An 8658-nucleotide genomic window follows, 5' to 3' on the forward strand; every position below is an offset into this window, starting at 1 on the left:
GGGACCCCCATCTCCAACTCCATGACGGAACTCTACACCATGCAGCGGTATCTGCAATATGACAGGCTCCAGGAGCTGGACATGACCCACTTCGACAGCTGGGCTTCCAGGTTTGGAGAAACCGTGACGGCTCTGGAACTGGCCCCGGAGGGGACCGGCTACCGGGCACGCACCCGCTTCTCCAAATTCTTCAACCTCCCGGAGCTGATGAGCCTCTTCAAAGAGGTGGCGGACATCCAGACAGCAGATCAGCTCCATCTTCCCGTGCCGGAGGTGGAGTACCACAATATCGTCTGCCAGCCTACCGAATTCCAGAAGCAGATGGTCCAGGAACTGTCCAAGCGGGCGGGAAAGGTACATAGCGGCAAGGTGGAACCCAGAGAGGACAATATGCTCAAAATCACCTCGGACGGCCGCAAGCTGGGACTGGACCAGCGCATTCTCAACCCCCTGCTCCCGGACGACCCTGGGAGCAAGGTCAATCAGTGCGCCGGCAACATCCTGCGCATCTGGAGAGAGGGAGCGGCAGACAAGCTGACCCAGCTGGTATTCTGCGACATCTCCACGCCCCAGGGCGCTTCCGGGCAATTCACTGTCTATGACGACCTGCGGCGCAAACTTGTCCGCGGCGGCATCCCGAAAGAGCAGGTCGCCTTCATCCATGAGGCCGACACCGATGCACGGAAAAAAGCGCTGTTTGCTAAAGTGCGCTCTGGCCAGGTGCGCGTCCTGATGGGAAGTACACAGAAGATGGGGGCGGGCACCAATGTCCAGGACCGTCTCATCGCCATGCACGACCTTGACTGCCCCTGGCGGCCCCGGGACCTGACCCAGCGCAAAGGCCGCATCGAGCGCCAGGGGAACTGCAACCCCCTCGTCCATGTGTACCGCTATGTCACCGAGGGCACCTTCGACGCCTATCTGTGGCAGACCGTGGAGAAGAAACAGCAGTTCATCAGCCAAATCATGACTTCCAAATCCCCGGCCCGTTCCTGCGAGGATGTGGACGCGACGGCGCTGTCCTTTGCCGAGATCAAGGCCCTGTGCGCCGGCGACCCCCGCATCAAGGAGCGCATGGAGCTGGATGTGGATGTGACCCGGCTGAAGCTGTTGAAATCGGACTACATGAGCAAGCACTACCGCATGGAGGATAACCTGCTCAACCGCTATCCCAAACGGCTGCGGGAGAACCGGGAACTGAAGAAGGCACTGGAAGCCGACCTTGCCCTGGCAGAACAGCACCCGCATCCGAAAGATGGCTTTGCCGGCATGACCATTGGGAACTGGGCCTACCAGGACCGCACATCGGCCGGCGAGGCTCTTCTGGCGTTGTGCAGCGAGGTCAAGGGCGACAATATGCTGGAAGCGGGACACTACCGCGGCTTTACCGTCCTGCTTTGTACCGGCTTACTCTGCTATAAGGCCATACTGAAGGGCTCCGCAGAGCACAGCGTAGAACTTGGGCAGGACGCCAAGGGGAACCTTGTCCGCATCGACCATGCGCTGGACAGGTTGTCCCAGCGCATCCAGGAGACACAGGACGCCATCGAACACACCCTTCAGCAGTGCGAGGCGGCCAAGGCAGAACTGGAGAAGCCGTTTCCACAGGAGGCGGAGCTGGCGGAGAAGGCTGCCCGGCTCACGGAACTGGACATCCTGCTCCACATCGGGGACCAGGAGAGTACAGACCGGCTGGCAGGATGAAGCAGGAACGCCCCCACGGGTCAACCGTGCGGGCGTTCCTGACCATGTATCAGAATTACAGTCCCATGTTCTGCCGGTCCCTGCGGCCATGGAGGAGGCGCCGGATCTCCACCGTGTCCCCCAGCACCGCGTAATACAGGACATACCCTTTCACCGGCACCTTGCGGATTTCATCCCGCATGGGCCTGGTTGTCCGATACAGCTCGTGGGCGTATGGGTACTTGGAGATGCGCTCTACCGTATTGTCCAGTTCATCCAGCAAGTCCTGTGCGGCCTTTGGGGCGTCCAGCTTCCCGGCGATATAGTCCACGGCATCCAGAATGTCCGCTTCCGCCAAAGGGAGGTAGACGATTTTATACATCCTCGTCATCTCCATAGCGGGCCAGACGCCGCCGGGCGTTCTCCATGACTTCGGTATGGGTCCTGCGCTCTTTGGTCTGCGCGGCCTGGAGCTCGGCTTCTATCAGCTTATCGTAGACACGGCTTTCATACAGGCCGTCCTCATAAGCCTCCATGCTCATGACCACCAGAGACCCCACGCCGTTTTTGGTCAGGAATACGGGCTCCTTGCTGGCCTGCACCTCATGGGTGATTTCCGCAAAATGATTTCTCAGGTCAGATACGGGCCTGATGTTCGGCATATCAACCGCCCCCTTTATCATGATTATATACACAATTTCGCTAACAGTCAATGACAACCGCTGTCAGTGCGATACAAAAATATGAAAGGAGATCGTACAATGTCAAACGCAAAACTGATGACCCCGCTCTTTTATCAGGGGAATTTCAATGCAGACGGAAAGAAGATGCGGGCCATATTGGTGCGCGAAGTGTCCAACGGGACAGACACCTACCGGCTCTGGAGGCGCGATGGCAAACCGGACCGGCAGTACCCCCAAGGGGAGTGGGACGACTATATCCTCTATGTGGAGTTACATGGGTATCTTGCTTCGCTCCGTACGACTGACTTCTATCTGATTGACCGCTGTGGCTTTCCGTCCGCAGTTACAGCCTTATACGGGGACGAAGACCAGCGGGCGCAATATTTTGACGGCCTGCGCTGGTCTGGGGGCGATGAAGCGGTGCTGGAGGCTTTGAAGCGGGAAGAAGATAAGATACAGGAGCTTGGGCGCGACCCGGCCCATCAGGCCGACTACATCAAGGCAATCCTGGACAAACATGTTTCCACCTACCGCGCTGCCAAACAAAATGGCGGCGAGACCTTCCCGGATTTTGTCGGTGCTCTCATGCTGGGAGAACTCTCGGAATGCCGTGAACTGTCTGCGATTTATCAAGGTGAGAGCCGGGAGAGGGAGCAAAAGCGCAGAGCCAAAGCAGTTGCGGAGGACCAGGAGTATTGTGAAGAACGCAACCGGCTGGCCGAAGAGCAGGTGCAGGACGCCATTCGCACTATCCGGGAGGGCGGCGTGCTCCAAAATGACACCGTGGAGTTTTACCGGAGCCGGCATGATTCCAGCGTGTGCTCCATCGTCCTCTGCCTGATGAGGCGGTATCAGGTGGACGTGCCCCTCCGCACCCAAGGGTGGATAAACAACAAGCTGGCCGCTGCCACGATTGCGGACGGCCGGTGTTCTCATCTGCGGTTCTGGGGGCGCAAGCGTGACAGGGCTTCCCGGCGGTTCGTGGACTGTATGAATAAACTGACCCGCGCTGTCCTTGCCGAACAAGAAAATGTGTGCGGCACCCCTGGACCGCCTCCCCCCCTGACATGAGAGCGTGGGAGCGTGTGTGTCAGTCGGTGCCGGTCATGTACCATACTTTTTCATTTTAGTGTTTATTTTCGGGTTTAAGGAATACATGGGAAAGGTACAGAAATGACTGTCACAGACCTGCACAGCAAGGCCAGCCGTATGAGAAGCCGGGAGCCGGTAGGCTTCCGGCTTCTCATACGGCCCCGGAATCATGCTCCCGCATCCGCTTGTGGGGACTGCGGCAAGTTTCCGATATATTTTTCCAGTCGCGCCGGCTATCAGGGGCCTGTGTACCTCTGATACGCCGTTACTACTTCATCAAAATTCATTAATATGCGTTTGCAGGAAGGCGGCTCCCAGATGAGCCGCCTTCCTGCAAACCCTCGCTATTACACTAAAGGTTGATCGAGAGCTACGATGGCCATATGATAGCCGTCCCGCCGGTGCTGACCGCGTCGTCCGCCGACAGCAATATCAAATTTTACCCAAAGGTCGTCCAGCGTGTATCCGTGCGCTTTCATCGCGCGATACAAATTGCTATTCTTTTTCAGTGACACTAAACCGTCTACATAGCAAATCACTTTACGGCCATTGATTGCCTGATCTAACATAGTCTTACGCATAGTTACTTTAGCCTCGCTTTCATAGTAATGATGTGATGTAAATTACCACGGCAGAAAACCTTCTTGCCGGAATTCATTCTCTGCAAGTTGGTAACCGCGGCTCTGCTCACGGCCCATCAGGTAGCCATAGGCGTACCAGGAGCATCCGGAAGGCTTACCGTCTTTCCATGCATTGGCCCAGGCGTCCCGAACAGTAGCGGGTCCGGTCCAACGTCCTGCGTCCTTCCAGCCCATCAGCCATTTGATGTATGGGCTGCGCTTGCTGCCTCGCACAAGGCCACCATTCGTGTGGATAACAACGCCTCGACTGGTCTGCTGATATGCGGCTTCTTCCATAATGTATCTTCCTTTCTGATGTAAAAAATACAAATGTGTTATGGTACTATCGTGACGGCTGCGCTCCAGTCGTAACGGGGGCCGCCCCCCGTTACGACTGGAACCACCTTTATGAATGGAAAATTTCATCCCGCAATTTGGGGTGGTTATCCAAAAGGGCATCTACACCGGCAGGGTCAAATTCACGCAGTTTTTGCAGGTCAAATCGCAGAAACTTGACACCATGGTGAGCGTACTGAGGCTTAGAGATGGGTTCCGCCAGATCATATCGCCGGATAAACGCCATAATATCCTCGCCAATATATCGGTCATCCAGAATCGCTTCGTTGCCCGGAAGCTTCACCCAGGGGATTTGATAAGTCATCTTGGCGAACGGGAGCCCATCTGATAAGAACTCAATCCCAAGGTTGAAAGTCGGGAGATAGAAACCAACACTAAGCGTGACCATGATTTCCTTCCCGCGATAGCAAAATGGGACCTCCTTACGCACTCGTGCTTCCATGTTCCAAACCTCCTAAAAAATCGTAAAAATATTCCGGCTTCTTGGGCGCCATAGGGTATCCGAGGGCCAGAGCCAAAGCCACTTCGGAGTCATCCACATGCTCAAAGTGAGCGACCTTATCCATGTTGAACTCAGCCTCTCGCAAGACGTGTGTCCCCTGGCGGATACATCGGCCTGTCAGGTGACAAATCTGACGCTGTGTGAGCCAGTCCAGGAACTCAGAAGTGATGCCGCTGGCCAGATATGCACATCCAGGGGCGGCTGACTCCATCACCGTTCTATCCGTCAACGGCGCATAGGAGTATCCCTGGGGTGTTATCACATAGAGGTCAAGTTCCAGCGGCTCATGCTCCAAATTGAGGCGACAGACGAACAAATACTCGCCAGGCCGTGCATGGGGGAATCGGCTCCAGGACCGTTTCTTGCCAGGGAAAGGCTCCGGCATGATGGCCAACCTTGCTTTTTTTTCATTTATGTCGGAGATGGCTTTGTCGATGTCCGGGATATCTTCCGCGTGGATCATGTGGAGCGTATGGAGGTCGTCACTATCAAAGAGCTGATTGATGGAGCGATCAACCATTTTGCCCGGATAACAAACAACTGCTACAATAGACATTATCGTTCCCTCCTAAAGAATGATGTGATTGTTTGATGTCCGCAATCCGCCGCGGCTCCAGTTGGGCGGTGAGCGGCGCCAATTTCCGGCGTGAAACATGATAGATTCTCCTTTTATGTAGAGTTTATTTATTGTTGTATCGTGCTGTTTCTATATAGCGCGAAATTCACTAACTTTATTTATGCGATGATTATATACCTCCCTTTTCCACTCGTCAATATGTTTCTTTAATGCTTAATAAAATGTTCATATTTGGTTAGTAAAAAATTATTTCCCTTACTGGATATAAGCAAAAAAGGACGGGAGGCCATGCCACAAAGGCTGGTCTCCCGTTTTCGCTGCTCAGGGGGTGTCCAATTTTCTCTCTATATTATAGCGTATCTGACGACTGCTTCAGATGGCTGAAGAGCCCAAAGTCGCCATAGATTGCACAGCTTCCTGGGTAAACTCTACTTCCGGGTAGGTGCAGTAATCGGAATAGGCACTGCGCCCGGTCAGCCTGCAAATGCCCTGGTCTATCGCCCACTGGAGCGCTGCCGGATGGTTCCGGGTGTCGAAGTACGCGCAGTTGGGATTCGTGACCGATGAATTGGGCAGGCAGGTTGTAATCAAGTTCCTGCAGGTCAGTTCTTCCGCCGGGTCACCGATGACAAAGACCGCGAGCCGCTTGTCACCAAAATAGGTCGTCTTCCCCAATGATACATTTTCCCCTGCCCGAATGTCTGGAAAGTTAGGCCATGTTCGGATATTCATATCAATCACCTCCTTAATATTGTTATCAATATCTCTATATTCTATAGTTTATTATATCATTTTCGTGGCGTTTTGTCAATAAAATACACAAAATAGCGGGAAATAATGTTTGCAATACGCTCAATTTATGATATAATAAAGTCAAGGAGAAAATAAAATTTGGGTATGTGCCCTCTACGATACACGCACAGAAATATACATAGACATAGAAAGAAAATATATAAAGGGGAGAAAGCACATGTCTGTTGCACTGAACGGCGATGCCCTGACTATCGGCGGCCGCATCCGATGGGTCAGGCAGAACGCAAAAATCAATATCAAAAACTTTGCCCAGGAACTCGGCATATCCGCCAATTATCTTAGTATCCTGGAGCACGGAAGGCGCCCGCCCTCAGACCAACTTCTGCGAAAAATCGCGGAAGTCGGCGGGGCATCCTATCAATGGCTTAAAGATGGTGAGGATGCCGCAAAAGAGGACGACGCAGGTAACACCTTGCCGCAGGCTCAACCTGACCAAACACCGGATATCCGGCTATTCCTGCGGGTTTTGCAGTGCTATCAGCCGAAAATATTTCCCGAAACTGTAAGCTATATCCTCAATGTGGAGCCCGACACCTTCACCAAATTCATGGACGGGGAGGTGGAATTAAACCTGGAGCAGGAAGGCATCAAGATGCTGGCCAAGCGTCTTGATCCGAACAAAGTGGTGCGCGAGATGGGTGCGGTAGGGCGCTTCCTCACAGAGGTCAACACGGTCAATTCAACAGAAGTCGTGAAGAAAGCCATCAAGGACTATTTAGAGCAGTTCGAGGATGGCGCATATACATGGGGGGAGGTATCAGAAGGAGCGGGCGAGGACGTCGAATATAGACTGCCTGATTGTACCGTTGAAATCAATACACTGACCTATATAGGCCGCAGGAAAGAGGCACAGGACGAGACAACTGTTTTCCACTTTCAGTATGTAAAGGAAAAGAAGGGGACTGCTGCGAGCAGACTGTACGGCTGGTCATCGAAGGGTGACATCAGCAGATATATGGAAGTGGTCAATCAGCGTCTGCCGCGCCTCAAACCGGGCCGAAAGAGCAAAGCGTCGGAAAGCGACAAGCGCGAAGTCTTTGTATTTTCCAACGAAGTCCTATACGAGAGATTTGCGGAATGTCTGGTGTCCATCCAGCGGGACCGGGAATCCCGCAGTGCCGGTCTTGCCGCCGCGGGCCTGCCCTCTCTCCTCCTGTTGAATGTGACTCAAGAGTCCTCTTCCATCGTGCGCGGTATGCAGTCTCTGCCTCCGTTTGCGATCACAACCGCAAGGAAGTATCTCAGCGACTTTGACGGGGATAAGCTGGCGAACAACTTACTCCCGCCCCAATTAGGGGAATATCCTGAACTCCATGCACATGAATACTTCCTGTCCTTTGTGCATGGGATAGTAGAGAAGGATAGGGATGTCCCCGTGCTCTATCCGCTCTATATCGTTGACAAGGACCAACCGAATGTTACAGTGGAATTGACCCAGGAGAGCAGGAACAAAATCGTATCCAATCTCCAGGCCCCTGTCGAACAGCGCTTTTTGGGCTTTTCTGTCCCCGCTGTGACCTATGTATTCCGGGACAAAGCGCTGTATCAGATATTCGTGGACTGCGCGAAAACACTCCGGGAGGAAACGGGCCCGGCCGAGGGCGCCTCGACCAGACACCAGCATATCTTCCTGCTTCTGGACGAGGATTGCCAAGCTGTTGCGGACAATACAACCTTCCAGCTGTAACATTTCTAACTGCATAGCCCCAAAACAAGACGGCTTCCCATACCAGGGAGGCCGTCTTTTCGCATCATTTTATGACACGGGAGGTGAGGAACCATGTTTCCCGTCACACCGGAACAGCTGGCCCAGGCCCGGGAGCTGGACTTGCTGACCTATCTGCGGCGGTATGAGCCGGACGAGCTGATTCCGCACGGCAACGGCTCCTACGCCACACGCACACACAGCAGTCTCAAACTCTCCAATGGGCAATGGTACTGGTGGTCCCGCGGCGTGGGAGGCGTCACCGCGCTGGACTATCTTGTGGAGGTGCAGGGCCTGTCCTTGCCGGATGCCGTGCGGCAGATCCTCGGCGCAGGGCCCATGCCCCCGGCGGCGCCTGTCCCCCCGGAGCGGCGCAGGCCCCAGCCGTTTCGTCTGCCGCCCCGCCACACCGACGACCGGCGGGTGATGGCCTACCTGACCGGCCGCGGCATCGACGCCGAGATACTCCACGCCTGCATCCGAAACAACCAGCTTTATGAGGATGCGGCCCACCACAACTGCGTGTTCGTGGGCTACGACGGGGACACGCCCAGGTATGCCGCTCTGCGTGGTACATACCCCCGCTCCACCTTCATGGGCGAGGTGGCCGGGAGCGATAAGCGGTT

11 protein-coding genes are annotated in these 8658 nt (G+C 54.6%); 4 read left to right on the top strand and 7 right to left on the bottom strand.

Annotated features, from left to right (window positions below):
- Positions 1–1704, top strand: a 1704-nt coding sequence (locus tag B5G42_RS16770; RefSeq protein ID WP_343286712.1) for a helicase-related protein, incomplete at its 5' end; no start/stop codon positions are given.
- Between the two features lie 55 nt (positions 1705–1759).
- On the opposite strand, the gene B5G42_RS16775 is transcribed toward B5G42_RS16770, so the two are convergent.
- Positions 1760–2065: a type II toxin-antitoxin system RelE/ParE family toxin gene (locus B5G42_RS16775; protein ID WP_158100308.1), complete on the bottom strand. Its 306-nt coding sequence runs from the start codon at positions 2063–2065 to the stop codon at positions 1760–1762.
- Positions 2058–2345 carry a type II toxin-antitoxin system Phd/YefM family antitoxin gene (locus B5G42_RS16780; RefSeq protein WP_087189560.1) on the bottom strand — a complete coding sequence of 96 codons (288 nt, stop codon included), beginning with the start codon at positions 2343–2345 and terminating at the stop codon, positions 2058–2060. The genes B5G42_RS16775 and B5G42_RS16780 overlap by 8 nt, the downstream gene beginning before the upstream one ends.
- Before the next feature lie 99 nt (positions 2346–2444).
- Here B5G42_RS16780 and B5G42_RS16785 point away from each other — a divergent pair, with 99 nt between their 5' ends.
- Positions 2445–3437, top strand: coding sequence for a hypothetical protein (locus B5G42_RS16785; RefSeq protein ID WP_087272859.1), 993 nt, complete (start codon positions 2445–2447; stop codon positions 3435–3437).
- A gap of 368 nt (positions 3438–3805) precedes the next feature.
- Here B5G42_RS16785 and B5G42_RS16790 read toward each other — a convergent pair whose 3' ends face one another.
- From B5G42_RS16790 to B5G42_RS16810, 5 genes are all read right to left on the bottom strand, one after another.
- Positions 3806–4039, bottom strand: coding sequence for a hypothetical protein (locus B5G42_RS16790; protein ID WP_087272862.1), 234 nt, complete (start codon positions 4037–4039; stop codon positions 3806–3808).
- 42 nt (positions 4040–4081) lie between these two features.
- Positions 4082–4375: a hypothetical protein gene (locus tag B5G42_RS16795; RefSeq protein WP_087272865.1), complete on the bottom strand. Its 294-nt coding sequence runs from the start codon at positions 4373–4375 to the stop codon at positions 4082–4084.
- Positions 4376–4484: 109 nt separating this feature from the next.
- Complete coding sequence (locus B5G42_RS16800) at positions 4485–4877, bottom strand: DUF4313 domain-containing protein (RefSeq protein WP_087272868.1); 393 nt, start codon at positions 4875–4877, stop codon at positions 4485–4487.
- On the bottom strand, positions 4858–5493 hold the full coding sequence (locus tag B5G42_RS16805) for a hypothetical protein (RefSeq protein ID WP_087272870.1): 636 nt from the start codon (positions 5491–5493) through the stop codon (positions 4858–4860). Before B5G42_RS16805 ends, B5G42_RS16800 begins: the two co-directional genes overlap by 20 nt.
- Before the next feature lie 393 nt (positions 5494–5886).
- The gene (locus B5G42_RS16810) at positions 5887–6246 is read right to left on the bottom strand and encodes a DUF4313 domain-containing protein (RefSeq protein WP_087272873.1); all 360 of its coding nucleotides are present in this window, start codon (positions 6244–6246) and stop codon (positions 5887–5889) included.
- A gap of 238 nt (positions 6247–6484) precedes the next feature.
- Here B5G42_RS16810 and B5G42_RS16815 point away from each other — a divergent pair, with 238 nt between their 5' ends.
- Positions 6485–8014, top strand: coding sequence for a helix-turn-helix domain-containing protein (locus tag B5G42_RS16815; RefSeq protein ID WP_087272875.1), 1530 nt, complete (start codon positions 6485–6487; stop codon positions 8012–8014).
- Positions 8015–8107: 93 nt separating this feature from the next.
- Positions 8108–8658: DUF3991 domain-containing protein (locus B5G42_RS16820; RefSeq protein WP_140399879.1), on the top strand; the 551-nt coding region annotated here is incomplete at its 3' end.

The organism is Flavonifractor sp. An91, assembly GCF_002159225.1.
GTDB classification, from domain to species: Bacteria; Bacillota; Clostridia; order Oscillospirales; family Oscillospiraceae; genus Flavonifractor; species Flavonifractor avicola.

Bases quoted from the DNA above. Each gene is read 5' to 3' on its own strand.
- B5G42_RS16775 (WP_158100308.1), bottom strand. From the start codon at position 2,065: ATGTATAAAATCGTCTACCTCCCTTTGGCGGAAGCGGACATTCTGGAT.
- B5G42_RS16780 (WP_087189560.1), bottom strand. From the start codon at position 2,345: ATGCCGAACATCAGGCCCGTATCTGACCTGAGAAATCATTTTGCGGAA.
- B5G42_RS16785 (WP_087272859.1), top strand. From the start codon at position 2,445: ATGTCAAACGCAAAACTGATGACCCCGCTCTTTTATCAGGGGAATTTC.
- B5G42_RS16790 (WP_087272862.1), bottom strand. From the start codon at position 4,039: ATGCGTAAGACTATGTTAGATCAGGCAATCAATGGCCGTAAAGTGATT.
- B5G42_RS16795 (WP_087272865.1), bottom strand. From the start codon at position 4,375: ATGGAAGAAGCCGCATATCAGCAGACCAGTCGAGGCGTTGTTATCCAC.
- B5G42_RS16800 (WP_087272868.1), bottom strand. From the start codon at position 4,877: ATGGAAGCACGAGTGCGTAAGGAGGTCCCATTTTGCTATCGCGGGAAG.
- B5G42_RS16805 (WP_087272870.1), bottom strand. From the start codon at position 5,493: ATGTCTATTGTAGCAGTTGTTTGTTATCCGGGCAAAATGGTTGATCGC.
- B5G42_RS16810 (WP_087272873.1), bottom strand. From the start codon at position 6,246: ATGAATATCCGAACATGGCCTAACTTTCCAGACATTCGGGCAGGGGAA.
- B5G42_RS16815 (WP_087272875.1), top strand. From the start codon at position 6,485: ATGTCTGTTGCACTGAACGGCGATGCCCTGACTATCGGCGGCCGCATC.